Source organism: Methylobacterium sp. OAE515 (assembly GCF_041806315.1).
Taxonomy (GTDB): Bacteria; Pseudomonadota; Alphaproteobacteria; order Rhizobiales; family Beijerinckiaceae; genus Methylobacterium; species Methylobacterium tardum.
In genome coordinates, this window is sequence record NZ_JBGMUV010000001.1 from 1,576,622 (window position 1) to 1,599,503 (window position 22,882).

22 protein-coding genes are annotated in these 22,882 nt (G+C 71.3%); 12 read left to right on the forward strand and 10 right to left on the reverse strand.

Translation table 11 applies throughout. The features are described 5' to 3' along the window. Positions 1-97: 97 nt before the first annotated feature. A complete protein-coding gene (locus ABIE45_RS07765) occupies positions 98-1,612 on the reverse strand; it encodes a glucan biosynthesis protein (protein ID WP_192706184.1) in 1,515 nt (504 codons plus the stop codon). Positions 1,613-1,883: 271 nt separating this feature from the next. On the opposite strand from ABIE45_RS07765, the gene mdoH reads away from it, so the two are divergent. Continuing rightward, entirely contained in the window at positions 1,884-3,815 is a 1,932-nt protein-coding gene (gene mdoH / locus ABIE45_RS07770; protein ID WP_192706185.1) for a glucans biosynthesis glucosyltransferase MdoH, read from the forward strand. Positions 3,816-4,228: 413 nt separating this feature from the next. Continuing rightward, a complete protein-coding gene (locus ABIE45_RS07775; protein ID WP_192706186.1) occupies positions 4,229-4,894 on the forward strand; it encodes a L,D-transpeptidase in 666 nt (221 codons plus the stop codon). 53 nt (positions 4,895-4,947) lie between these two features. Here ABIE45_RS07775 and ABIE45_RS07780 read toward each other — a convergent pair whose 3' ends face one another. Together ABIE45_RS07780 and ABIE45_RS07785 are read right to left on the reverse strand one after the other, a co-directional pair. After that, positions 4,948-5,274, reverse strand: coding sequence for a cupin domain-containing protein (locus ABIE45_RS07780; RefSeq protein ID WP_192706187.1), 327 nt, complete (start codon positions 5,272-5,274; stop codon positions 4,948-4,950). Between the two features lie 224 nt (positions 5,275-5,498). Then, the gene (locus ABIE45_RS07785; protein ID WP_192706188.1) at positions 5,499-5,930 is read right to left on the reverse strand and encodes a gamma-butyrobetaine hydroxylase-like domain-containing protein; all 432 of its coding nucleotides are present in this window, start codon (positions 5,928-5,930) and stop codon (positions 5,499-5,501) included. Between the two features lie 81 nt (positions 5,931-6,011). Here ABIE45_RS07785 and moaA point away from each other — a divergent pair, with 81 nt between their 5' ends. Further along, complete coding sequence (gene moaA, locus ABIE45_RS07790) at positions 6,012-7,064, forward strand: GTP 3',8-cyclase MoaA (protein WP_192706189.1); 1,053 nt, start codon at positions 6,012-6,014, stop codon at positions 7,062-7,064. Positions 7,065-7,173: 109 nt separating this feature from the next. Here moaA and radA read toward each other — a convergent pair whose 3' ends face one another. Together radA and alr are read right to left on the reverse strand one after the other, a co-directional pair. Beyond that, complete coding sequence (gene radA, locus ABIE45_RS07795) at positions 7,174-8,610, reverse strand: DNA repair protein RadA (protein ID WP_192706190.1); 1,437 nt, start codon at positions 8,608-8,610, stop codon at positions 7,174-7,176. A 175-nt stretch (positions 8,611-8,785) separates the two neighbouring features. After that, complete coding sequence (gene alr / locus ABIE45_RS07800) at positions 8,786-9,880, reverse strand: alanine racemase (RefSeq protein WP_192706191.1); 1,095 nt, start codon at positions 9,878-9,880, stop codon at positions 8,786-8,788. Positions 9,881-10,411: 531 nt separating this feature from the next. On the opposite strand from alr, the gene ABIE45_RS07805 reads away from it, so the two are divergent. The 4 genes from ABIE45_RS07805 (at position 10,412) to ABIE45_RS07820 (ending at position 13,954) form a co-directional block, all read left to right on the forward strand. Further along, positions 10,412-11,020, forward strand: coding sequence for a CvpA family protein (locus tag ABIE45_RS07805; protein WP_192706192.1), 609 nt, complete (start codon positions 10,412-10,414; stop codon positions 11,018-11,020). A 131-nt stretch (positions 11,021-11,151) separates the two neighbouring features. Then, positions 11,152-12,621 (forward strand): amidophosphoribosyltransferase, encoded by a 1,470-nt coding sequence (gene purF, locus ABIE45_RS07810; protein WP_192706193.1) that lies wholly within the window; start codon positions 11,152-11,154, stop codon positions 12,619-12,621. 75 nt (positions 12,622-12,696) lie between these two features. Continuing rightward, positions 12,697-13,446 (forward strand): SDR family NAD(P)-dependent oxidoreductase, encoded by a 750-nt coding sequence (locus ABIE45_RS07815; protein WP_192706194.1) that lies wholly within the window; start codon positions 12,697-12,699, stop codon positions 13,444-13,446. 97 nt (positions 13,447-13,543) lie between these two features. Further along, complete coding sequence (locus ABIE45_RS07820) at positions 13,544-13,954, forward strand: dihydrofolate reductase (RefSeq protein ID WP_043759157.1); 411 nt, start codon at positions 13,544-13,546, stop codon at positions 13,952-13,954. Here the strand turns inward: ABIE45_RS07820 and ABIE45_RS07825 are convergent. Further along, positions 13,885-14,838 (reverse strand): LysR family transcriptional regulator, encoded by a 954-nt coding sequence (locus tag ABIE45_RS07825; protein ID WP_192706195.1) that lies wholly within the window; start codon positions 14,836-14,838, stop codon positions 13,885-13,887. The two genes, ABIE45_RS07820 and ABIE45_RS07825, sit on opposite strands and share 70 nt — an antisense overlap. Before the next feature lie 74 nt (positions 14,839-14,912). Between ABIE45_RS07825 and ABIE45_RS07830 the strand changes: the two genes are divergently transcribed. Together ABIE45_RS07830 and ABIE45_RS07835 are read left to right on the forward strand one after the other, a co-directional pair. Further along, positions 14,913-16,133 carry a YbfB/YjiJ family MFS transporter gene (locus tag ABIE45_RS07830; protein WP_192706196.1) on the forward strand — a complete coding sequence of 407 codons (1,221 nt, stop codon included), beginning with the start codon at positions 14,913-14,915 and terminating at the stop codon, positions 16,131-16,133. Between the two features lie 112 nt (positions 16,134-16,245). Then, complete coding sequence (locus ABIE45_RS07835; protein WP_192706197.1) at positions 16,246-17,364, forward strand: carboxylate-amine ligase; 1,119 nt, start codon at positions 16,246-16,248, stop codon at positions 17,362-17,364. 135 nt (positions 17,365-17,499) lie between these two features. Here the strand turns inward: ABIE45_RS07835 and der are convergent, their stop codons facing one another. The 3 genes from der to ABIE45_RS07850 all read right to left on the reverse strand — a co-directional run bounded on the left by der (position 17,500) and on the right by ABIE45_RS07850 (position 20,303). After that, positions 17,500-18,849, reverse strand: coding sequence for a ribosome biogenesis GTPase Der (gene der / locus ABIE45_RS07840; RefSeq protein ID WP_192706198.1), 1,350 nt, complete (start codon positions 18,847-18,849; stop codon positions 17,500-17,502). Positions 18,850-18,877: 28 nt separating this feature from the next. Then, positions 18,878-19,588: a tetratricopeptide repeat protein gene (locus ABIE45_RS07845; RefSeq protein ID WP_192706199.1), complete on the reverse strand. Its 711-nt coding sequence runs from the start codon at positions 19,586-19,588 to the stop codon at positions 18,878-18,880. A 106-nt stretch (positions 19,589-19,694) separates the two neighbouring features. Further along, on the reverse strand, positions 19,695-20,303 hold the full coding sequence (locus ABIE45_RS07850) for an NnrU family protein (RefSeq protein WP_192706200.1): 609 nt from the start codon (positions 20,301-20,303) through the stop codon (positions 19,695-19,697). Between the two features lie 107 nt (positions 20,304-20,410). Here ABIE45_RS07850 and ABIE45_RS07855 point away from each other — a divergent pair, with 107 nt between their 5' ends. Then, positions 20,411-21,703 (forward strand): hypothetical protein, encoded by a 1,293-nt coding sequence (locus ABIE45_RS07855; protein ID WP_373622227.1) that lies wholly within the window; start codon positions 20,411-20,413, stop codon positions 21,701-21,703. Positions 21,704-21,822: 119 nt separating this feature from the next. Here the strand turns inward: ABIE45_RS07855 and ABIE45_RS07860 are convergent, their stop codons facing one another. Next, a complete protein-coding gene (locus ABIE45_RS07860) occupies positions 21,823-22,044 on the reverse strand; it encodes a hypothetical protein (protein WP_192706201.1) in 222 nt (73 codons plus the stop codon). A gap of 128 nt (positions 22,045-22,172) precedes the next feature. On the opposite strand from ABIE45_RS07860, the gene ABIE45_RS07865 reads away from it, so the two are divergent. Then, positions 22,173-22,466, forward strand: coding sequence for a hypothetical protein (locus ABIE45_RS07865; RefSeq protein ID WP_210331653.1), 294 nt, complete (start codon positions 22,173-22,175; stop codon positions 22,464-22,466). A gap of 58 nt (positions 22,467-22,524) precedes the next feature. Further along, a complete protein-coding gene (locus ABIE45_RS07870) occupies positions 22,525-22,785 on the forward strand; it encodes a hypothetical protein (RefSeq protein ID WP_192706202.1) in 261 nt (86 codons plus the stop codon). The last annotated feature ends 97 nt before the right edge of the window (positions 22,786-22,882 follow it).

Consider the following 22,882-nt stretch of genomic DNA (forward strand, 5'->3'; position numbering starts at 1 on the left):
CCCGGCCCGGAACATCCGCGCGCGAGGCAATCCCGGACCGCACCGGCCTTGCCATCCTGCGCCTGCTAGAGTCGCCTCGCTGCATGCGCGGACGGGCTCACACGGCGGCGTCCCAGGTCTCGCTGAGGGGCGTCGTCCCACGGATGAGCCGGGCGCGCAGCACGACATCGCCCCTCGGCATCGGGTCCGGCGGGCGCCACTCGACGTAGATCCGCCATCCGCCGGTCTGCGGCACGAAATTGGCCACCGGCTCGTGCATCGTGCCGGCGCTGGCCGAGACTTCCGCGGCGACGTCCTCGTCGGCGCCCTTCGGCAGGTCGGGACCCTCGAAATCGATCACGCAGAGCCGCCGCTGCGGGCTCGGCGGGTTGGTCGGGCGCAGGCGTTCCGCCGAGCCGAAGCGCGTGGAGGTGACCCTGGCGAGGGCGGTCTGGGGGATCGCCGCCACGGGCTCCGCTCCGACCGTGGTCAGGCCGTAGGCGAGCCGCAGCGGGGTGCCGGGCTGCGCCGGAGCCGCCGGCACGAAGGCCGCGACGATATTGTCGGCGTATTCCTCGCCGGAGGGAATTTCGTAGAGCTGCACCGCGCCCTCCGCGAAGGCGCCGCGCGCGCGATCGGGCGCGACCCACAGGCCGGGCCGTGCCTCCTGGCGCGCCTCCACGTCGAGATAGGCCTCAAACCGTCGCTCGCGCTGCAGCAGCCCGAAACCCGCCAGCGGCTTGGCCGCGAAGGCGGAGATCTGCGGCTGACTGCGACCGTTGACCAGAGGCCTCCAGAGACGGTCGACCCGCGCTGGATCGCTCCCGGCCGCGACGCACAGCCCGTCGGAATCGTGCACCTGCGGCCGGAAGTCGTCGAACGGCGTCGCGCCCCGGGCGCCGGGTCCGTTCTGGCCGTGCAGGAACATGCTGGTGAGCGGCGCCAGGCCGAACTTCGCGAGCGTCCGACGCGGATGGAGCGCCGCGGTGACGGCGATCCGGGCCGGGTCACCGGGTGTGATCTCGAACCGGTAGGCGCCGGCCACGCTCGGGCTGTCGAGGAGCGACATCACCGTCAGGCTGCGGGCCTCGGGCTCCGGCTCGCAGATCCAGTGGGCGATGAAGTCGGGGAATTCCTCGCCCTCCGGGGCACCCGTGCCGATCGCGAGCCCGCGGGCGGAGAGGCCGTATTCCTGGTTCGCCGCCCGCAGCCGGAAATAGGAGGCGCCGAGAAAGACAAGGAATTCCTCTTGGAAGCCCTTGGGGCGCCACGAGGGCGTGTCCGGGAGTGCGTAGTGCAGGCGGAAGCCCGCGAAGCCGAGATCCGGCGCGAAGGTCTGCCCGGCGAGCGTCGGGCCGAGGTCGAACAGGCGGCTCTCGTAGGGGATCCGGTGCGCCGGCCCGCGCTGCGGCTGGAGGTGGAGGGCCACGCGCTTGCGCTGCAGGAAGCCGCGGTGGAAGAGCTGCGCACTGAAGTTGTTGCCGAGGCGCAGGCTCTCGTCCGGCCGGAACCTGATGGCCCGGTAGCGGTCGTAATCCAGGCCTGCGAGCGCCGCCGGCAGGTCCTCGGGCGGTGCGGTGTAGGGGGCGGAGGCCAGGCGCGCCGCCTGATCCGACAGCGTTTCGAACGTCATCGGGCCGTCCTGCGGCGGAAGCGCCGACCCGGCCCACGTTCTGGACCCATTCAGATCGGCCGCGCTAGGTAGAACCGTGCCGGCAGCCGCGGTCAGGACTGTTCCAAGAACGCGGCGCCGGGAGGGGGGATTGATCCGTTCGGCTTCCGGCGGCCTACGCGGCCGGGTCGGCTCCGTGTCCTCACCCCGCACATCGGTATCCACGGTCATCGGTTCTCGGCTCCAGACGGCCGGGCGGCCGGCAGCCTTCCACGGTCGAGTTCCTCGCGCCATGTCCCCACGCGTTACCTCCTCTGCCGAGCGACCGCATCGGAACGCAGGCCCGGTCACATCCGATCCATCGACCGGGATCCCACAGCACGAGGTCTGGACGGGTACGCGACCGGCGCGCGCACTCTGGGCTCGCCGCCTCGCCCTGGCGATCCCGAGCCTCGTCACGGCCGGTGGTCTCGCGTGGCTCGCCGCGCTCGCCTATCCGGCGGGTGTCAGCCCGCTCGCCTGGGCGGTGCTGGTGCTGTTCAGCCTCGTCATGGGCTGGCAGGCCTTCGTCGCCTGCCAATACGCCTACGGGCTCATCGCCGGCTTCCTGGGTGACCGGGCCAAGTCGGTGCTGGAGCGCCGCTCCGAGCAGGCCGAGGCCACGATCGCGGGCGCGGGACGCACCGCCGCCGTGGTGGCGATCCACGCCGAGGACGCGGTGGCGGTGTTCGCCCGCCTGCGGGTAATGGCGCGCTCGCTGGCCCGCGCCGAGGCGCAGGATATCGACATCTTCGTTCTCTCCGACACGCGCGACGGCGCGATCGCCGCCGTCGAGGAGCACGAATTCGCCCGCATCCAGGCCTGGGCGGCCGCCGACCCGGCGCTGCCGCGGATCCGCTACCGGCGCCGGACCGAGAATGTCGGCCGCAAGGCCGGCAACATCGGCGAGTTCTGCCGCAGCTACGGCGCCGAGTACGCCTTCATGATCGTCCTCGACGCGGACAGCCTGATGACGGGCGCGGCGATGACCCGGCTCGTGCGGCTGATGCAGGAGAGCCCGCGCACCGGCCTGATCCAGACCGTCTCGTACGCGGCGGGCCGGGACACGCTCTTCGCCCGCATCCAGCAATTCGCCGTCCGCCTCTACGCGCCGCTGGCGCTGCGCTGCCTGGAGACCTGGCAGGGGCCGGAGGGCAGCTACTGGGGCCACAACGCGATCCTGCGGATCGAGGCATTCGCGGCGAACGCGCAGCTTCCCAAACTCCCGGGTCGGGAGCCGCTCGGCGGCGAGATCCTGTGCCACGACATCGTCGAGGGCGCCCTGATGGTCCGCGCGGGCTGGGAGGTGCGGTTGCTGCCCGAGATGGGCGGGACCTGGGAGGAGATGCCCACGAACCTCGTCGACCTGCTCGGCCGCGAGCGTCGCTGGTGCCAGGGCAACCTCCAGCACCTGCGGGTGCTGCCCTGGACGGGACTGCGCGCTGCGAGCCGCTGGCACCTCCTCGTCGGCATTCTCTCCTACGGGGTGCTGCCGCTCTGGATCGCTTTCGTCGGGCTGGCCGCCTGGCAGGCTGCGCGGACCGGCGATCTCGGCCTGCTGGCCTACGGCCTGACCGGGCAGGGGGCGGCGGCCCATGCGCTGGCGATCCTCAGCATCGCCGTGCTGGCGCTGCCGAAGCTCCTGAGCCTCGGCCATGTCCTGGCGGCGCCGGAGCGTCGGGCGGCCTTCGGCGGCACCCGGGCGCTGCTCGCGAGCGCCGCCCTGGAGCAGGCCGTGTGGGTGATCCTGTGGCCGGTCCTGACCCTGTTCACCGCCAGCGCCGTGGTCTCGACCTTCCTGGGCCGGGTGGTGCGCTGGGAGACGCAGGATCGGGATGACCGGCAGGTCTCTTGGTCGGAGGCTTTCCGGCTCCAGGCCGATGCCGTGGTGGTCGGCGCGCTGATGATCTTCGCCCTGGTCCTCGTCGGGAGCCTTTGGCTCGCACTCTGGTTGGCGCCCGTGGCCCTGGCGCTGCTCACGAGCCCGGCCCAGAGCGTCTGGACGAGCCGGGCCGATCTCGGCCGCGCCGCCCGGGCCCGGGGCCTGTTCCTGACCGCCGACGACACCGCGCAGGCGCCGGAACTCGCCGAACTCGCCCAGCTGCGCGGCCTGCCCGCCGCGCCGGCCCCGCTCCGCTCGGCTCCGCGCGAGCCGGCCATCTGGCTCGCCGCCGACGAGGCCTGACGCGGCCGCGCACCGTCCGAGTCGCCGCAGGCAGGCCCGGAACCCGGAGCCGCGCTCGGAGCAGGGTACTGGCGCCGTGATGCATCTGGATCCCGGGTTCCGGTGCGCGGTCCCGGGATGATGCGGCGAGACGGCAGCGACGCCTCCTCACGGCAAGGCTTCCGACGCGCCTTCGAGCCGCCCGCGGGGACGGGTCGCGAACGCCCGGGCCCGCACCGTTCATCCCCGCTCTTACGGCCAAGCTGCCACAGTGTTGCCATCGAGTCACGGACGGGCGGAACCGCCTGGATCGGGCGGTTTCAGGCTTGGATTTGAGGCGCGAGCGTTTACCCCTTGGCGAGGATCGGCACGGCATCGTGCCCCGGTATTCGCCGCGTTCCCGCCATAGTCCGCGCCTGCCCCGAGAGGCTTTGATGCGTCGTTTTCTCCCCGCCCTGATCGGGCTTTTCGGCGCGGCCGCGTGCGCCGCGCCGGCTCTGGCCTACGAGATCGACCCGCTGACCCGCCAGCCGCTGAACGACGCGCTCACCGTGCGGGTGCGCCCGCAGGCGGTCGAGACCGTCGCGGTGCCGGTGGCCAACGCCTCGCTCAACCCCGCCGACCCGCTGAGCGCCGACGCCGCGGTGCCGCAGATGTCGGCGATCCCGCGGGAGACCGTGGCGTATAACGGCCCCTACGGCGCCGGCACGATCGTCGTGTCGACGGCCGAGCGGCGGCTCTACTACGTGCTGGGCGGCGGTCAGGCCCTCCGTTACGGCGTCGGCGTCGGCCGTCCGGGCTTCACCTGGGGCGGCGTGCAGACCATCACGATGAAGCGCGAGTGGCCGGATTGGCGCCCGCCGGCGACCATGCTGAAGCGCCGGCCCGACCTGCCGCGCTACATGAAGGGCGGTATCGAGAACCCGCTCGGCGCCCGCGCCATGTATCTCGGCGGCTCGATCTATCGCATCCACGGCTCCAACGAGCCGGAGACGATCGGCACGGCCGTGTCGTCGGGCTGCATCCGCATGACCAACGAGGACGTGATGGACCTCTACACCCACGCCAAGGTGGGCACGAAGGTCATCGTCCAGCGCTGATTTGTTCGGGGCTTTTCGGGGGAGGGCCGGCCGTGAGGTCGGCCCTTCTGCGTTCAGGCCGCCGGCAGGGTCACCAGCGCGTCCGGGCGCTTCACCTCGATCTCGATGAACGCGATCGGGTGGTCGGACCCGTTCATCACGTCGTGCCGGATGCCCGCGGGACGCATGTAGGATTGCCCGGCCGCGAGTGCCGTCTCGCTGACCGCCGCACCGTCATGGACGCGCAAAATCCCGTCCACCAGCATCACCACGAAATACGGCCAGCCGTGCTCGTGCCATCCGGTCACGCCGCCGGGCGGGAAGTCCCAGCGCGTGATGCGCACGGTGGCGTCGTCCTGCTGGATCGTAGGCGTAGCGGGGATGGTGCAGGCGAAAGCCATGGGGTCTCCAGAGATGGCGAGCAATCGGATGAGGCACGCGTCTCACACGATGCAAGCCTCCGGCCTTCTCGGCGGAACAGCTCAACACCCCATCATCGCGCGCAGCGAGGCGGCCCAGCAATCCGCGACGCCGATAGCCGTGGCGCCGCCCTGGATTGCGTCGCTCCGTTCGCGATGACGTCGACGCCCGATGCCAGAATCCACACCGAACAGAGCGGCTGCCCTCAGTGGCACCCGCAGGAACCCGACCCGCAGCCCCCGCCACTCCCGCCGCCTTTCACCGGCGCCTGCCGCGCCGTGTCACGGTCGAGACCGCGCTCGGCGAGTTCGCTGAGATAGGTCTGCCAGCGGCTCTCGTACTCGCGGCCGAGCGTATGCAGGTAGCCCCAGCCGTAGATGCCGGTGTCGTGCATGTCGTCGAAGCCGAGCTTCACCGCGTAGTTGCCGACCGGCTCAACCGCCAGGATCGCCACGGACCGCTTTCCGCCGATCACCTTGCGCTCCAGCGGCGAGTGCCCCTGCACCTCGGCGGACGGGCTCGACACCCGCAGGTACTCGGCCGGCAGGGCGTAGCGCGCCCCGTCCTCGAAGGCGACGTTGAGACTCCGCCGGTCGGCCGACAGGCGGATCTCGGTCGGCCACAGATCCTCGGTCACGGGTCACACTCCTCACGCAATCTGGGGCTGCGGCGCGGGACCTGCTTGCCCGCGACCGTTTGGGGCATCATATGCCGGACAATGCTCGATGACAGCTCCCTGACGCCGCAGACGTCCGCGCTCGGCGCGCCCACCGGGCCCGCGCCGCTGATCGACCCGTTCCAGCGGGCGATCTCGTACCTGCGCATCTCGGTGACGGATCGCTGCGACCTGCGTTGCGCCTACTGCATGTCCGAGCACATGCAGTTCCTGCCCAAGCGCGACCTGCTGACCCTGGAGGAGCTGGACCGCCTCTGTGGCGTGTTCATCGCGCGCGGCGTGCGCAAGCTCCGGATCACCGGCGGCGAGCCGTTGGTGCGTCGGGACATCATGCACCTGTTCCGCCGGCTCTCGCGTCACCTCGATTCGGGAGCGCTGGAGGAGCTGACGCTCACCACCAACGGCACGCAGCTCACGCGCTACGCCGACGAGCTGGCGAGCCTCGGCGTGCGCCGGATCAACGTCTCGCTCGACACCCTCGACCCGGACAAGTTCCACGAGATCACCCGCCGCGGCGACCTCAAGGTGGTGCTCGACGGCATCGCGGCGGCGCGGGCTGCCGGGATGAAGGTGAAGATCAACGCGGTGGCGCTCCGCGACGTCAACGCCGACGAGATCCCCGACATGATCGCCTGGGCCCACGGCCTCGGCATGGACATGACGCTGATCGAGGTCATGCCGCTGGGCGAGATCGAGGCCGACCGGACCGACCAGTTCCTGCCGCTGTCGGTGGCGCGGCAGCGCCTGGAGACCCGCTATACCCTCACGCCGCTGCCCGACCGCACCGGCGGCCCGGCACGCTACGTGCGGGTCGAGGAGACCGGCGGGAAACTCGGCTTCATCACGCCGCTGACCCACAATTTCTGCGAGAGCTGCAACCGCGTGCGCCTGACCTGCACGGGCCAGCTCTACATGTGCCTGGGCCAGGAGGATTCGGCGGACCTGCGCGCGGTTCTGCGCGCCTCCCAGGATGACGCGGTGCTGGCCCAGGCGGTCGTCGAGGCGATCACTCGCAAGCCTAAGGGCCACGACTTCGTCATCGAGCGCCAGCGCCCGGCCGCCGTGCCGCGGCATATGAGCGTGACGGGGGGGTAAAAGCCTCAGCCGTCTTTGCGAGCGCAGCGAAGCAATCCAGGGCGGCGGGCGTTGCCAGAAGGTGGCGTGTCCCCGGGTTGCTTCGCTGCGCTAACAAGGACGGAGGCGCTCACACCTCTTCGTCGGCGTAACGCGATTGTTGCCGCCCGCGCTGCCCGGAGCCCTTCCGCGGCGCGCCCGCGCTGATCCCCGCCACCAGATCGGCGATGTGGCGCAGCGTCTCCACCGACAGGGCCTTCTCACCCTCGCCGCGACCCTGCGGGATCAGCGCCTTGGCGAAGCCGAGCTTCTGGGCTTCCTTCAGCCGCGATCCGGCCTGTGCGACTGGCCGGATCGCGCCGGAGAGCCCGATCTCGCCGAAATACACCGTCTCGGGCGGCAGCACCGCGCCCGACAACGATGAAACGAGGGCGGCCGCCACCGCCAGATCCGCCGCGGGCTCGGTGATGCGCAGGCCTCCGGCGACATTCAGATAGACGTCGTGGCTGCCGAGCCGGATGCCGCCATGGGCCTCCAGCACGGCCAGCACCATCGACAGCCGGTTCGGGTCCCAGCCGACCACGGCGCGGCGCGGCATGCCGAGGGAGGAGGGGGCGACGAGCGCCTGGATCTCGACCAGCAGGGGCCGCGTGCCCTCCATCCCGGCGAAGACCGCCGTGCCCGCCGCCTGGTGGTCGCGGCCCGCCAGGAACAAAGCGGAGGGATTGGGCACCTCGCTGAGGCCCGCATCGGTCATCTCGAACACACCGATCTCGTCGGTGGGCCCGAAGCGGTTCTTCACCGCGCGCAGGATGCGGAAATGGTGGCCCTGATCGCCCTCGAAGGAGGCGACCGCGTCGACCATGTGCTCCACCACCCGGGGGCCGGCGATCTGGCCGTCCTTAGTGACGTGGCCGACCAGGATGACCGCCGTGCCGGTGGTCTTGGCGAAGCGGATCAGCGCCTGGGCCGAGGAGCGGACCTGCGTGACCGTGCCGGGGGCGGATTCCACCGTCTCGGTCCACATGGTCTGGATCGAGTCGATGATCGCGAGCGCGGGCGGCCGGCCCTGGCTCAGGGTCTCGACGATGTCCTCGACATTGGTCTCGGCCGCGAGCTGCACCGGGAGCGCGCTGAGCCCCAGCCGCTCGGCCCGCAGCCGCACCTGCCCGACCGCCTCCTCGCCCGAGATGTAGGCGACCCGCTCGCCCGTCCCCGCCATGGCTGCCGAGGCCTGCATCAGCAGGGTCGACTTGCCGATCCCCGGATCGCCGCCGAGCAGGATCACGGAGCCGCGCACGAAGCCGCCGCCGGTCACCCGGTCGAGCTCGCCGATTCCCGAGGGAATGCGCGGTGCCTCCTTCGCCTCGCCGGTCAGGCCTTCCAGCGGGAACACGCGGCCGCGGCTGCGCGACGGCCGAGTCGCGGCTGGCCCGGACTGGCCGGGAGCCGCGGGCGCCTCCTCGACGATCGTGTTCCAGCCGTTGCAGGCCTCGCAGCGCCCGCGCCAGCGGTTGTAGACCGCCCCGCAGGATTGGCAGACGAAGGTCTGGTGGATCTTGGCCATGGCTCGGTCGGGTCCAGCGTCGCGTGCCTTCGGGACTGGCCGTCATTCCGGGGCCGCGGAGCGGAGCCCGGCATCCAGAGCCGCCGACGCGCCAAGGCCCGGCCGCGGTTCTGGATGCCGGGTTCGCCTGCGGCGCCCCGGAGTGACGGAATGTCTTTTCAGTGCGACGGGTGAATCAGCAAGACTCTACATAGGTTCGAACATAACGAGAACCCAGGCCGGTAAGAATCTCGTAGCCGATTGTTCCGGCGGCGCGGCCGACCGCGTCGATGTCGAGAGTGTCGCCGATCAGCACGGCCGTGGCGCCGCGCTCGGCCGCGGGGGCCGCGGTGACGTCGAGGATGATCAGGTCCATCGAGACGAGGCCGAGGATCGGGCACGGGACGCCGCCGACCAGCGCCTGTCCGCGTCCGCTGATCGCCCGGGGGAAGCCGTCGGCGTAGCCGAGCGAGAGCGTCGCCAGCCGGCTGGGCGAGGCGGCGGCCCAGCGGCCGTTATAGCCCGCGGTGGCGCCGGTCTCGACATCGCGCACCTGCGCGATCATCGCCTCCAGCCGCACCACCGGGCGCATCGGATTCGCGGTTCCGGGGGTCGGGTTGCCGCCGAACAGGGCGTAGCCCGGCCGCAGGAGGTCGTGCTGCGCGCCCTTGAGGAAGATGCCGGAGGAGTTCGCCAGCGAGGCGGGCAGGGCCGGATAGGCCGCGCGCACCCGGGCGAAGTCGGCGATCTGCCGGGCATTGACCGGATCTTGCGGCTTCTCGGCGCTGACGAAGTGGCTGAGGATCAGATCGATGCCCGACGCCGCGAGCCGCGGGTCGCCCGCGAGATCCAGCGCCTCCGGCACCGACAGGCCCAGCCGGTTCATGCCGGTGTCGACATGGAGCGCCGCGAGCGCGCGGCCGGCCGAGAACGCCGCCCAGTCCGAGAGTTCCTCGATGCTGCCGAGCACGGGACGCAGTCCGTGCTCGGCGAAAGCCGCGGCGGCGCCCGGGGCCAAGCCGTTCAGGACGTAGATCGCGGCGTCCGGCAGGGCGGCGCGGGCCGCGACGCCCTCGGACAGGTGGGCGACGAAGAAGGTCCGGCAGCCGGCCGCCCAGAGAGCCGGCCCGACCCGAGCGATGCCGCAGCCATAGGCATCAGCCTTCACCACGGCGGCGCAGGCGACACCGCCGCCGCGCGCGGCGAGGGTTCGCCAGTTCGCCGCGATCGCCCCGAGGTCGATCGTCAGCCGGGCCCCGTGGGCACCGATGTCGGTTGCGGATTGCGTCACCGTACTGCTCCCGATCCCCGATCCTTGAGGAATGGGGATGCACGACGCGGACCTGCAAGGCGAGATGCGGTCGGCATCCGGTCTCCGCGAAGCGAAGCTGCGCCTCTGCACGGAGATCGCCTTGCCGGTCACCGCCGTCTCACTCCGTCATCCCGGGGCCGCGCAGCGGAGCCCGGGATCCGGACACGCCGACAGATCGGGTCCTGGCGACTACATGGTTCTAGATTGCCCGCCTCCGGCGTGCCCCTTCGGGTCCGGGCTCGCCTGCGGCGCCCCGGAAAGACGGCGCGGGTCGATCGGCGCGAGACCGCGACGTGCCGAACGGGTCGGTGACCGGCATGCGGTAAGGGGAACTCAGACCGGCCCGGCGCGGCATCGTGACAGAGCCCATCTGATGCATGGACGGCACAGCCTCGGACCGAGGCGCGGGCCCCGGGTGACGGCCGAGGTCCGGCTTGGTATAAATCCACTGCGGTCCGGGGGAGCCGCACGGCCGACGCGCTATCCCCGCGGGTACCAAAAAGCTCAACGATGCCGTTTACCGTCCTGGATCTCGTCGTGCTCGGCATCGTCGCGGTCTCCGCGCTGCTCGCGGCCGTGCGTGGCGTCACCCGCGAGGTGCTGGCGATCGTCGCCTGGGTGGCTGCCGCCGCGGTCGCCTGGACGCTGTACCCGATGCTTCTTCCGACCGTGAAGCAGCACGTGAACAGTGACACCGTCGCGCTGGTCGCCTCGATCGCGGCGATCTTCCTCGGCACGCTGATCATCGTGTCGATCATCACGGTGAAGATCTCGGACGTGGTACTCGATTCGCGCATCGGCGCGGTCGATCGCTCGCTGGGCTTCCTGTTCGGGGCCGCCCGCGGCTTCCTGATCTGCGTGATCGGCTGGGTGTTCCTGTCCTGGCTGGTCCAGGGCAAGGTGCCCGATTGGGCCGCGCAGGCGCGCTCGCGCCCGATGCTGGAGAAGTCCGGCGACGCCCTGGTGGCGCAGCTGCCCGAGAATCCGGAAGGCTTCCTCAAGCAGTTCAAGAAGCCGAAGACCGGCGCGCCGCCCAACGAGGCTGCCGACGCGCCGGCCGAGACCGATCCGGCGCCCCAGCGCCGCACCGAGACCGCGCCGACCCCGACGCGACGCTGATCTGCGGTATTCGCCGTAGGTTGGCGCGCGCGGAACCCCTAGATAGCGGTTCCGGTGTTGATCGGATTGTATCCGCGACGACCGGCGCGCCGGCCCGTCGCCGCCGGGTCCTGTGAGTGATCGACCGCCTCATGTCACACGCCGCCAATCCCAGCGCCGATTTCGACCTCGACGGCGACACGCTCCGCGAGGAATGCGGCGTCTTCGGTATCTTCGGACATCCGGAGGCCTCCGCCATCGTGGCCCTCGGGCTGCACGCCCTCCAGCACCGCGGCCAGGAGGCGGCCGGCATCGTCTCCTTCGACGGCTCCGTGTTCCACTCCGAGCGGCGGCCCGGCCTCGTGGGCGATTCCTTCTCGGACGGCGAGACCATCGCCCGCCTCAAGGGCCGCGCCGCCATCGGGCACGTGCGCTACTCGACCACCGGCGGGACGATCCTGCGCAACGTCCAGCCGCTCTTCGCCGAACTCGCCAGCGGCGGTCTCGCGGTCGCCCATAACGGCAACCTGACCAATGCCCTCTCGATCCGCCGCGACCTCGTGCGCGACGGCGCGATCACCCAGTCGACCTCCGACACCGAGGTGATCCTGCACCTCGCGGCCCGCTCGCGGAAGCCGCGGATCATCGAGCGCTTCATCGACGCCCTCCAGGCGATCCAGGGCGCCTACGCGATCGTGGCACTGACCAACAAGAAGCTGATCGGCGCCCGCGACCCGCTGGGCATCCGTCCGCTGGTGCTGGGCGAGCTCGACGGCCGCTACATGCTGGCCTCCGAGACCTGCGCCCTCGACATCATCGGCGCCCGCTTCGTGCGCGACATCGAGAACGGCGAGATCGTGGTGATCTCCGAGGAGGGGATCGAGTCGATCCGCTTCGCCGACGCCGTGCCGATGCGGCCCTGCATCTTCGAGTACATCTACTTCGCCCGGCCGGACTCGGTGGTGAACGGCAAGAGCGTCTACGCGGTGCGCAAGGCGATCGGCCGGGAGCTGGCCCGCGAGGCCTCCGTGGCGGCCGACATCGTCGTGCCGGTGCCGGATTCCGGCGTGCCGGCGGCACTCGGCTTCTCGCAGGAGACCGGGATCCCGTTCGAGATGGGGATCATCCGCAACCACTATGTCGGCCGGACCTTCATCCAGCCGACCCAGTCGGTGCGCGAGCTCGGCGTGCGGATGAAGCATTCGGCCAACCGCGCGGCGATCGAGGGCAAGAGCATCGTCCTCGTGGACGACAGCCTCGTGCGCGGCACGACCTCGGTGAAGATCGTCCGGATGATGCGCGAGGCCGGCGCCGCGGAGGTGCATTTCCGGATCGCCTCGCCGCCGATCACCTACCCGGATTTCTACGGGATCGACACGCCCGAGCGGGAGAAGCTGCTCGCCGCGACCCACGATCTCGAGGGCATGCGCAAGTATATCGGCGCGGATTCGCTCGCCTTCCTGTCGATCCCCGGCCTCTACCGGGCGATGGGCGAGGAGGCGCGGGACGCGGCCTGCCCGCAATACACCGACCATTGCTTCACGGGCGAGTACCCGACCGGCCTGACGGATCTCTCCATCGCCGGGCCGAAGCGCTTCGCCATGCTGGCCGAGGCGGACTGACAGGATCTGGGGGTTCCGCGCGAACGGGTCTCCAACGGAGATCCCCTGCGCGCGGAAATGCGCTAGGTCCTGCGCATGGCTGAGTCTCAGAGACCCCTCGAAGGCCGCGTCGCGGTCGTCACCGGCGCATCCCGCGGCATCGGGCGCGCCGCCGCCCTGGCGCTCGCCGGCGCCGGCGCCCACGTGATCGCGGTGGCGCGCACGGTCGGCGCCCTGGAGGAGCTGGACGACGCGATCCGCGCTGCCGGCTCCAGCGCCACTCTCGTGCCCTTCGACCTCGCCGATTACGACGCCATCGACCGGCTCGGCGCGGCGATCAACGCGCGCTGGAAGCGGCTCGACATCCTCGTCGGCAATGCCGGCATCCTCGGCGCGCTCATGCCGATCGGCCACATCACCCCGAAGATCTGGGGGCAGGTGATGGACGTGAACGTCACCGCCAACTGGCGCCTGATCCGGTCGCTGGATCCGCTGCTGCGCATGTCGGATGCCGGCCGGGCGATCTTCGTCTCCTCCGGGGCGTCGTCGAAGTGCCGGCCCTATTGGGGGCCGTACTCGGTCTCGAAGGCCGCGCTTGAGGCGCTGGTGCGCACCTACGCGGCCGAGAGCGAGACCACGGCGATCAAGGCGATGCTGCTCAACCCGGGTCCCCTGCGCACCGGGATGCGCCGCTCGGCGATGCCGGGCGAGGATCCCGAGACGCTGCGGACGCCCGAGGACCTCGCACCGCATTTCGTGCGGCTCGCCGCCCCGGACTGGACCGAGACCGGCAAGCTCTACGACTTTCCGACCGACCGGGTGCTGAGTTTCCGCGCACCCGAATGACGGGATCGGCGGTTGCTTGATTGGGTCGTCCCACCCGCCACCTCAGGATGAGAGATGGGACGGGACAAACCGGCTTCCTTTCACTGAGTTGCCTTCAATGATCGACGTCCGCTGCATCTGTGCGATCGGCCTGCGCGGCCAGCTCGGCCTCAACGGTCACTTGCCCTGGGAGGGGAACACCGACCCGCTGTTCGTCGAGGACGTGACGCGCTTCTTCGCGCTCACCATGGGCCACGTGCTGATCGCCGGGCCGAAGACCGTGGCCTCGGTGCCCGAATTCGCCTTCAAGGACCGCACCATCGACGTGATCCGCAGCCACGAGGATCCCGAAGAGGTGCTCAAGCGCTACCCGGGCCGGCGGATCTTTGTGGGCGGCGGCATCGCCGTGTGGAACGTCTACGCCAAGTACATCCAGAACTGGGACATCACGCGCCTGCCCTATGACGGCGAGGCCGACCGCTGGTTCGATCCCGCGTGGCTCGTCGGTGGCCCGCTGCGGGCAGCCTGAGGCGCGGGTTCCACGGACCGCGCCGCCCCGGCCGCCGGGGGAAGCAGCGCCATCAGCGCCTGCAACGGGGCGCTGGCCTCCCCTGACCAGACGAGTTGGGTCCGATTGAGGCGCAGATGCGCCGGCAGCGGATGGCGCTCGACCGCATGCCCCACCACCGCCTGATCGAGCACCTCGGTCGGGATGATCGCGACCTCGGTGCCGGCGGCCACGCAGGCCACGATGGCGTGATACGAGCTCATCTCCAGGATCCGCGCGGGCGCGGTGCCCTGTTCGGCAAGCCACTCGATCAGGCGCTGACGGTAGGAGCAGCCGTGCGGGAACGCCACGACGGTCTGCCCGCCCAGCGCGGCGGAGCGGCCGCCACGCGGCGCCGTCCGTCCGGTAATCAGCACCAGATCTTCGTCGAAGGCCGGCACCGACGACAGCTTCCCGCGCTCGAACGGTTCGGACACGAAGGCCGCCTCGACCTCAAAACGCTCCAGCTGCTGGAGCAGCGCACGGGTCGTGCCGGTTCTCAGCTCGATGGTCACGTCGGGGTAGCGCGCGTGGAAGGCCGATAGGATCGGCGGCAGCCGGGCGCCGGCGGCACTCTCCAGCGAGCCCAGCCGCAGCAGCCCGCCCACGACGCCGCTGCGCAGCTCCTGCTCGGCGAGGTCCGCCAAGTCCAGGAGCTTCTCGGCATGGCCCAGGAGCGTCCGTCCGGCCTCGGTCAGGGCGAGATTGCGGCCTTGGCGGCGGAACAGGGCGACCCCGAGGCGCTCCTCGAACTGCTTGATCCGGGTGGTGACGTTCGACGGCACGCGATGGAGCAGGCTCGCGGCCCGCGTCACGCCGCCCTCCCGCACCACGCAGCGGAAGATGTGCAGGTCGTCCAGGTCCATCGTTCTCATCGAGAGAACGATACGTCAGAAGAATTCACTTTTTCAACGGGGTCGCGCCGTGCTCAATCCGTCCGATGAGCACCCGCGATCTTTCCTCCCGTCCCGTCGACCCGGCGGCCCTTGCCGTCGTCGGCAGCGGCCTCGTCGCCCTGGCGGTCGCCATGGGGATCGGCCGCTTCGCGTTCACGCCGCTCATGCCGCTGATGATGCGCGACGGCACGCTCAGCGCCGACGCGGGCGCCGAATGGGCCGCGGCGAACTATGTCGGCTATCTGGTCGGTGCCCTGACGGCTGCGCGCTTTGCCGGCAACCCGCGCCGCGGATTGCTGCTGAGCCTGCTCGGCGTGGCGCTGGCGACGCTGGCGACGGCGGCAGCCGACAGGGCCGCGGCGCACGTGACGGGCGCCGGTCTGCGCGCGGCGACCGGCGTGTTCAGCGCCTGGGCCCTGGTCTGTGCGAGCAGCTGGTGCTTGGCCGAACTGGCCCGGCGCCGGGCCCCGCAGCTCGGCGCGTGGATCTACGCGGGGGTCGGCCTCGGGATCGCGCTGGCCGGCACGTTGGCTTGGCTCGGTGGCCGTCAGCCGGCGGATTGGCTCTGGCTCGAACTCGGCTTGCTCGCCGCGGCGGGCGCGCTCCTCGCCTGGTCGCTGCCACGGGGCCCGGATGCGGCCTCGGACAAGCAGGTGGCGCGCGAGGCAGCGGCGACGGCCCATGGCGGCCGGAGCGGGCAGCTCGGCCTGGTGCTGTGCTACGGCACGTTCGGGTTCGGCTACATCGTGCCGGCCACCTTCCTCCCCGCCATGGCGCGGGCGCTGGCGCCGGATCCCCTAGTGTTCGGCCTCGCCTGGCCCCTGTTCGGCTTGGCGGCGGCCGTCTCGGTCGCGGCCGTGGCGCTGTGGCTGCCCCACGTGCCACGCCGGCGGCTCTGGGCGGCGGCCCAGGGCATCATGGCGCTCGGGACGGCCTTGCCCCTGGTCGTCCAGGCCCTCTGGGCGGTCGCGGTGTCGGCGATCTGCGTGGGCGGCACCTTCATGATCGCCACCATGGCCGGCCTGCAATTGGCGCGTGAGGCGCGGCCCGACAATCCGACGCCCCTGCTCGCCCGGATGACCACTGCCTTCGCGGCCGGACAGATCGTCGGCCCGCTGCTCGTGCGCGGCATCGGTCCCGGCCGCTGGGCCGGCTGGGACGCGCTGAGCTGGGCCGGCGCGCTCGCGACGCTCCTGTTGCTCCTCACGGCCCTGTGGCTGTGGCGCGGCGCGCGACCGGACCCCACGAGCGTCCGGCCAGCCTGATCCGACCTGATCCCGGGACGTTCGGGCCCGCGCGCCGGATCGGTTCGGTCCTGTGCGGTCGAAACTGCGTCTGCGGCGTCTATCTTGGAGTGATGATCGCCCGGAGACCACGATGAGCGCCCACAGCTACCGCTTCGGCATCGAGGAGGAGTACTTCCTCGCCGATGCCGAGACCCGCGGGACGCCGCGGGGCGACCTCGCCGCCTTCCATGCGCGGGTGAAGGCGGAACTGCCCGAGACCGGGCGCGAGCTGGTGGCCGCGCAGGTCGAGGTCTGCACGCCCCCGCTCACCGAAGCGCAGGACGCCCGGGAGAATCTCGGCGGCCAGCGGACGCAGCTCGCCGGCATCGCGGCGGAGAACGGGCTCAACCTGCTGGCCTGCGGGACCCATCCTCTGGCGCGCTGGGCCCGCCAGACCGCCACCGACGGGGCTCGGTACAAAGGGATCCTGTCGAATGTCGGCATAGCGGCCCGGCGGGCGCTGATCTGCGGGATGCACGTCCACGTCGAGGTGCCGGATCCGGACGCGCGCATCGATCTGATGAACCGGCTGCTGCCGTTCCAGCCGCTCCTGCTCGCCTTGTCGGCGTCGTCGCCGTTCTGGCAGGGCGAGGCGACGGGGCTGATGGCCTACCGGCTCAGCGTGTTCGGCGAGCTGCCGCGCACCGGATTGCCGGAGATCTTCTCCGATGCGGCCGCCCACGCGCGGTTCGTCGACATCATGACCCGGTCGGGCGCCATCGCCGACGCGAGCTTCCTGTGGTGGTCGCTGCGACCGTCGATCAAGTTTCCGACGCTGGAGCTGCGCATCGCCGATGCCTGCACGCGCCTGGACGATTCCCTCTGCCTCGCCGCCTTATTCCGCTGCCTCGTGCGCCTGTGCGTGCGCCGGCCGGACATCCATGCCGGTCTCGACGGCGTCTCGCGGGCCCTGGCCTCAGAGAACCTGTGGCGCGCCCAGCACAGCGGCGTGCGGGCGACGCTGATCGACGAGGCGCGCGGCGAGGCCGTGCCCTTCGCGGAGGCGCTGGAGGCGGTCCTGGCCCTGGTGGCCGAGGATGCCGACGCGCTCGGCTGCGCCGCCGATGTGGCCCGCGCCCGGGTGATCGTCGCCGAGGGGACCAGCGCGGACGGGCAGATCAGGGCCTTCGAGGCGGCACTCGCCGAGGGGAGAGACGAGCGCGCCGCCCTCGCGGCGGCCGTGGATTGGATCGCCGAGGCGGTCCGCTGAGGGCTGCGCACGGCTGCCGCAACCGCTTCGTCATCACGAGCGGAGCGAAGTGACCCAGGGTAGCGCGACATCGGGCATCGTCGCGCTACCTGGATTGCTTCGCTTCGTTCGCAAGGACGGCGAGCAGAGGCGGGGTCACCCCTTGTCGAACGGGTTCTGCGAGGTCCGCAAGCTCAGCCGGATCGGCGTGCCCGGCAGGTCGAACGCCTCGCGCAGGCCGTTCACGAGGTAGCGCGTGTAGGATTTCGGCAGGGCGTTGAGCTGGTTGCCGAACAGCGCGAAATGTGGCGGCCGGCTCTTCACCTGCGTGGCGTAGCGTATCTTGATCCGCCGGCCCGAGACCGCCGGGGGCGGGTTGCGGGAGGTCGCCTCGTTCAGCCAGTCGTTGATGCGCGAGGTCGAGATGCGCCGGTCCCAGACCTCCGAGGCCTGCACCACCGCCTGCATCAGCTTGTCGACGCCGTCGCCGGCGAGGCCCGAGAGCGGCACCACGGCGACGCCGCGCACCTGCGGCAGAAGCCGGGTGCAATCCTCGCGCAGCTGCTTGAGCAGGCCGGGCTGGTCGGCGACCAAGTCCCACTTGTTCAGGCCGATCACCAGGGCGCGGCCCTCGCTCTCGACGAGGTCGACGATGGTGAGATCCTGCTTCTCGAACGGGATCGTGGCGTCGAGGAGCACCACCACCACCTCGGCGAAGCGGACGGCGCGCAGCCCGTCCGAGACCGCCAGCTTCTCCAGCTTGTCGTCGATCCGGGCGCGGCGGCGCATCCCGGCCGTGTCGTGCAGCTTGATGCGGCGCCCGCGCCATTCCCAATCGAGGGAGATCGAATCGCGGGTGATGCCGGCCTCGGGGCCGACGAGCAGGCGGTCCTCGCCGAGCATGCGGTTGATCAGCGTCGACTTGCCGGCATTCGGGCGGCCGACGATGGCGACCTTCAGGGATCGGCTGCCGGCGGCGTCCGCGTCCTCCTCCTCATCGTCGTCGCGCTGGGGCAGGGCGCCCTTGAGCGCCTCGTGCAGCTCGCCCAGGCCCTCGCCGTGCTCGGCCGAAAACGGGATCGGGTCGCCGAGCCCGAGGGTGAAGGCCTCGTAGGCGCCGGCGAGCCCCGCGCCGCCCTCGGCCTTGTTGGCGATCAGGATCACCGGGCAGCCGGCGCGGCGCACCAGCTCGGCGAAGGGCTGGTCGGCCGGCAGCACGCCGGCGCGGGCGTCGATCACGAACAGCACCACGTCGGCGGCGAGGATCGCCGCCTCGGTCTGCATCCGCATCCGGCCGGTGAGGGTCGCGGCGTCGGCCTCCTCGAGGCCGGCGGTGTCGATCACCCGGAAGTGGAGGCCGCCGAACGCGACGTCGCCCTCACGCCGGTCGCGGGTGACGCCCGGGCGATCGTCGACCAGCGCGAGCTTCTTGCCCACGAGACGGTTGAACAGGGTCGACTTGCCGACGTTCGGCCTCCCGACGATGGCGACGGTCGGCATATCCATGGTGGTTCTCGAACAGTCAGAAGTGAAATCAGCGCGTGATCGGCGGGGGCGGCGCGGCGGCCTCGGGCTTGGCCTCGGTGACCGTGACGGGGCCGCCCGCGACGATCGCCGCGTAGACCTCGATGCGCTCGCGCAGGTTCCGCGGGGTGTCGGGATCGGCCACGATCTGGTCGAACCAGCGGCCGGCCTCCTCATAGTCGCCCTTCTTCAGGGCGGCGAGGCCGAGCATCTCGCGGGCGGTGTGGCGGAACGGCGTGCCGGCGGCCAGCCCCTGAAGGTTGGCCAGCGCCGGGTCCGGGTTCGGCCCGTCGAGGCGCAGCAACGCGGCGCGCAGGCGCGCGAGATCGCGCAGGCCATCGCCGAGGCCGGTATCGTCCGCGAGCTTGTCGAACTCCGCGGCCCCCGCCGCGGCGTCGCGCTTGCCGGTCTCGGCAGCCGACCGGAACCGGGCGAGCAGGCGGTAGCCTGCCGGGCCCTGCGCCTCCAGGGCGTCGAACACCTTGTCGGCCTCCGCGACCTTGCCGTCCTTGGCGAGGCGGTTGGCATCGTCGAACTGCACCGAGGCGGTCTCTGCGGCCGCGCGCTGCTGGTTCTGCCAGTAGCGCCAGCCCGCGACGCCCGCCACCACGAGCACGGCGAGCGCGATGATCACGCCGCTGTAGCGCTTCCAGATCTGGAGGATCCGGTCGCGGCGGTAATCCTCGTCGACCTCGCGAAGGAACTCGTTGTTCTCGGCCATCATATCCCGGCCCGCCTGTATCGGCGCGCCACCTCGTACCTCGATCGGGCCCCGCGCCTAACACACGGGCGCCGGGTTGGCGACAGCGGTGTCTCTCGGCCGTGGCTCAGGCCGTTCCCGGCCAGACCGGCACGCCGATCACCGGATAGTGCAGGTAGCGGGCGAAGACGAACCACGCGGCCGTGCCGATCACCAATGCCAGGATGTCGTTGCGCCAGCCATGGGGCGCAACGGCCGGGCCGGCGTGCTGGGCGACGACGGCGCCTGGGGCGAGCGCCCGGCGCTTGGCGCTGATCCGCGCCGAGACCGCCCAGGCCAGGAAGCCGCCGAACAGTAGGATCGAGCCGAGATCGCCGTTGGCCAGGAGATGCGCGGTCGCCCAGATCTTCACGGCGAGCAGCATCGGGTGCTTGGCCTTGGCGCGGATATGACCCGGCAGGTAGGCGGCCGCCAGGCAGACGAAGGCCAGCCAGACCAGGGTCAGGGCGAGGTGGCGCGTCCAGACCGGCGGGTCCCAGACTGGGATGTAGCCGTTCAGCCGGTAATCGTGGAAGCCGACCCCGATCAGCACCAGACCCAAGAGGGAGAGGGCCGTGTAGCCGAGCTTGTAGCGGCCCTCACCGATCCGGCCGACGATCGCGGCGCGCCGGGTGCGCGCCATCGAGAAGGCATGCGTGCCGAGGAACAGCACGAGCCCGAGGATCAGGAGGACCATGGGAGACTCTTGGACGGGCCAGTGGAGTGCAAGCACTCTGTAATGGTTCTCAAGCGAATCTCGCCCTGTTTGTCCAGGCGTGGCCGGGACGCAGCCGGGTGGCGGCCATGGGCGTAGCGGATCGGATCTTCGCGGGATCGTGTCGCGGTGCCGCGCGTCTGTGCATAGTCGCGCGCACGGCTCAGCGGCCTTTCCGTCGCTCCTTTGCGGGGGGACGGAGCGCATCGCACCGCGCTCGCGCAACGCTGCTGCTGGTCCTTGCCGTAGCCTCGCTCCCGGCCCGGGCCGCCTCCGAGCCTCCGCTCTCGGCCCTGACCCTCGTCGGCCCGCCGACGATCGTCTTCAAGGCAGGCCGCGACGCCTGCGACGGGGCCGACGTGCCGGATGCGCCGACGCGCGCCTTCCGCGATGCGTCGGGCGCGGTGGCGGTCTTCGGCCTGCATTACCGCAACCGGGCGCTGCGGGGACCAAATCTCGGCCAGCTCAAGCTCGACTGCACGGTGGTGCTGGATTCCGGCGAGAAATCCGATCCGGCCCTCTACGACGACCGGTCCTGGATCACCGCCACCTGGACCGAGGACGGCAGCCACGTGGCCGCGCTGCTCCACCACGAGTACCAGGCCAACGAGCATCCCGGCCGCTGCCCGGCCGGGACCTACATGGCCTGCTGGTACAACACGATCACGGCGGCCGCGTCGGCGGATGGGGGGCGCAGCTTCAAGCGGAAGGCTCCGCCGGTCGTCGTGGCCGGCGCCCCGTTCCGGCAGGACGTCGACCAGGGCCGGCATCGGGGCTTCTTCAACCCGTCCAACATCGTCGCGGACGGGCGCTGGCGCTACTTCTTCGCCTCGACCACGGGCTGGACCCGCCCCGGCAGCGATCAGGAGGCGGGGGTCTGCCTGTTCCGCAGCGACGAGCCGGCCGACCCGGCCCGCTGGCGCGCCTGGACCGGCACCGGCTTCGGCGCAGCCTTTCCGGACCCGTATCTGGCCACCCGCCCGAACCCGGCCACCTGCCGGCCGGTCGGACCGTTCCCGGGGCCGGTCGGCGCCGTGGTCCGCCACCGGGGCTCGGGCGCCTGGATCGCCGTGTTCATGGCCAAGGCCGGCGAGGGGTTTCCGCGCTCCGGCTTCTACTGGACGTCCTCGCGCGACCTGATCACCTGGGACAGCCCGCGCCTGCTCGTGGAAGGCGCCACCCTCTACGACGACCCCTGCACGGCGACGGCCCCGCTCGTCGCCTATCCGTCACTCCTCGATCCGGACGCCAAAGGGCGCAACTTCGACGATGTCGGCGATACGGCGCTCCTGACCTACGCGAGCCTGCGCATAGAGGGCTGCACCATCACCTCCGACCGGGACCTGATCCGCCGCCCGGTGGCGATCCGTGTCTGGCCCTGATCCACCTTGACCGAGACCAGCCCACCGCGTCAGGTCGGGCGCATCCTTTCCGACCAGACCGCCGCCGCTAACGTCGTCGATGCGGAGGCGACGATCGCCGGCGCCGATCGCACGCGGCTCTACTGATCGATCGGGCCCGGCGACAGCCAGGACGGCGCACCGGCCTCGGCCGTGCCCATAGGCAGGCCGATCCGCTGGCAGAGCACGGTTCCGAGGGTCACGCTCAGCATCAGCGCGGTGGCCGAGAGCAGGAATGTGGTCGCCCGGGCGTAGGGGCGTCCGACATGAATCAGCACGCAGCCGAAGGAGAAGATCGCGAGGGCCTGGAGCAGATGCTGCACGGAAAGGCTCCTTTCTGGCCGCGGATGCGCGGTCCGGGTCGGTGGTCAGCCTCCGCCCTCGGCGTGAAAACGCGGTTAAGGTCGGGTATAGGGATCGTTCCGACGGACGGATCGCGAGAGGATCCCGCATGAGCGCATCGAGGGTTCCGGAGGAAGCCGGCCGCCACGCGGCTGCGGCTGGACCGCCCCGCGACACCGCCGTGCTCGGGGCGGGCGCCGTCGGGGCCGGAACGGTGGGAGCCTCGGCCCTGGGCGCCCTCGCGGTCGGGGTTGCGGCCATCGGGGCGATCGCGCTGGGCGCCTTCGCGATCGGCCGCCTCTCGGTCGGCCGCGCCCGGGTCGATTCCCTTCAGGTCGGGTCCTTGGACATCGACACGCTGACGGTGCGGTCGCTCCGCCTGCCGGACCGTGACCGCGACTGAGGCGCGCGGCCGGCGCCGCCTGTCGCGCCGGCCCGAACCGCGTGGACAGGAGGATGCGATGACCGAACCGAAACCGCCCTTCCGCCCGACCGAGGCGGTGGACGTCCTCGGCGAGACCGCGGGCGATTTCGTCCTGCCGCTCTGCCTGCCGAAGCCCAGCCTGCTGATCGGCGAGGATCTCGCCGTCGTCGTGCTCGATACGATCCACGGCCAGCGGGTCGGCCTGCCCCTCAGCCTGCAGGGCGCCGCGGATCTGCACGCGGTGCTGGGCGAAGCCCTGCGGCTGCTCCAGGCGCGGGACGGGGGCTCGGTCCAGTGACGCGTGCGGCTGCCGGCGCGACGATCCGGCGGCGCCCCGCACGCTAAGGCTTCGTTGAGGCGGGAAGCGTAACCAGAGCGCGAACCTCCCGCGTGGC

Excerpts from the sequence above, each read along its gene's own strand:
- ABIE45_RS07870 (WP_192706202.1), top strand. The coding sequence starts at position 22,525 with ATGACCGAACCGAAACCGCCCTTCCGCCCGACCGAGGCGGTGGACGTC.
- ABIE45_RS07775 (WP_192706186.1), top strand. The coding sequence starts at position 4,229 with ATGCGTCGTTTTCTCCCCGCCCTGATCGGGCTTTTCGGCGCGGCCGCG.
- der (WP_192706198.1), bottom strand. The coding sequence starts at position 18,849 with ATGGATATGCCGACCGTCGCCATCGTCGGGAGGCCGAACGTCGGCAAG.
- ABIE45_RS07855 (WP_373622227.1), top strand. The coding sequence starts at position 20,411 with ATGGGCGTAGCGGATCGGATCTTCGCGGGATCGTGTCGCGGTGCCGCG.
- ABIE45_RS07825 (WP_192706195.1), bottom strand. The coding sequence starts at position 14,838 with ATGGACCTGGACGACCTGCACATCTTCCGCTGCGTGGTGCGGGAGGGC.
- radA (WP_192706190.1), bottom strand. The coding sequence starts at position 8,610 with ATGGCCAAGATCCACCAGACCTTCGTCTGCCAATCCTGCGGGGCGGTC.
- ABIE45_RS07830 (WP_192706196.1), top strand. The coding sequence starts at position 14,913 with ATGAGCACCCGCGATCTTTCCTCCCGTCCCGTCGACCCGGCGGCCCTT.
- ABIE45_RS07850 (WP_192706200.1), bottom strand. The coding sequence starts at position 20,303 with ATGGTCCTCCTGATCCTCGGGCTCGTGCTGTTCCTCGGCACGCATGCC.
- ABIE45_RS07835 (WP_192706197.1), top strand. The coding sequence starts at position 16,246 with ATGAGCGCCCACAGCTACCGCTTCGGCATCGAGGAGGAGTACTTCCTC.
- ABIE45_RS07815 (WP_192706194.1), top strand. The coding sequence starts at position 12,697 with ATGGCTGAGTCTCAGAGACCCCTCGAAGGCCGCGTCGCGGTCGTCACC.
- moaA (WP_192706189.1), top strand. The coding sequence starts at position 6,012 with ATGCTCGATGACAGCTCCCTGACGCCGCAGACGTCCGCGCTCGGCGCG.
- ABIE45_RS07780 (WP_192706187.1), bottom strand. The coding sequence starts at position 5,274 with ATGGCTTTCGCCTGCACCATCCCCGCTACGCCTACGATCCAGCAGGAC.
- purF (WP_192706193.1), top strand. The coding sequence starts at position 11,152 with ATGTCACACGCCGCCAATCCCAGCGCCGATTTCGACCTCGACGGCGAC.
- ABIE45_RS07805 (WP_192706192.1), top strand. The coding sequence starts at position 10,412 with ATGCCGTTTACCGTCCTGGATCTCGTCGTGCTCGGCATCGTCGCGGTC.
- ABIE45_RS07845 (WP_192706199.1), bottom strand. The coding sequence starts at position 19,588 with ATGGCCGAGAACAACGAGTTCCTTCGCGAGGTCGACGAGGATTACCGC.
- ABIE45_RS07865 (WP_210331653.1), top strand. The coding sequence starts at position 22,173 with ATGAGCGCATCGAGGGTTCCGGAGGAAGCCGGCCGCCACGCGGCTGCG.
- ABIE45_RS07765 (WP_192706184.1), bottom strand. The coding sequence starts at position 1,612 with ATGACGTTCGAAACGCTGTCGGATCAGGCGGCGCGCCTGGCCTCCGCC.
- mdoH (WP_192706185.1), top strand. The coding sequence starts at position 1,884 with ATGTCCCCACGCGTTACCTCCTCTGCCGAGCGACCGCATCGGAACGCA.
- ABIE45_RS07820 (WP_043759157.1), top strand. The coding sequence starts at position 13,544 with ATGATCGACGTCCGCTGCATCTGTGCGATCGGCCTGCGCGGCCAGCTC.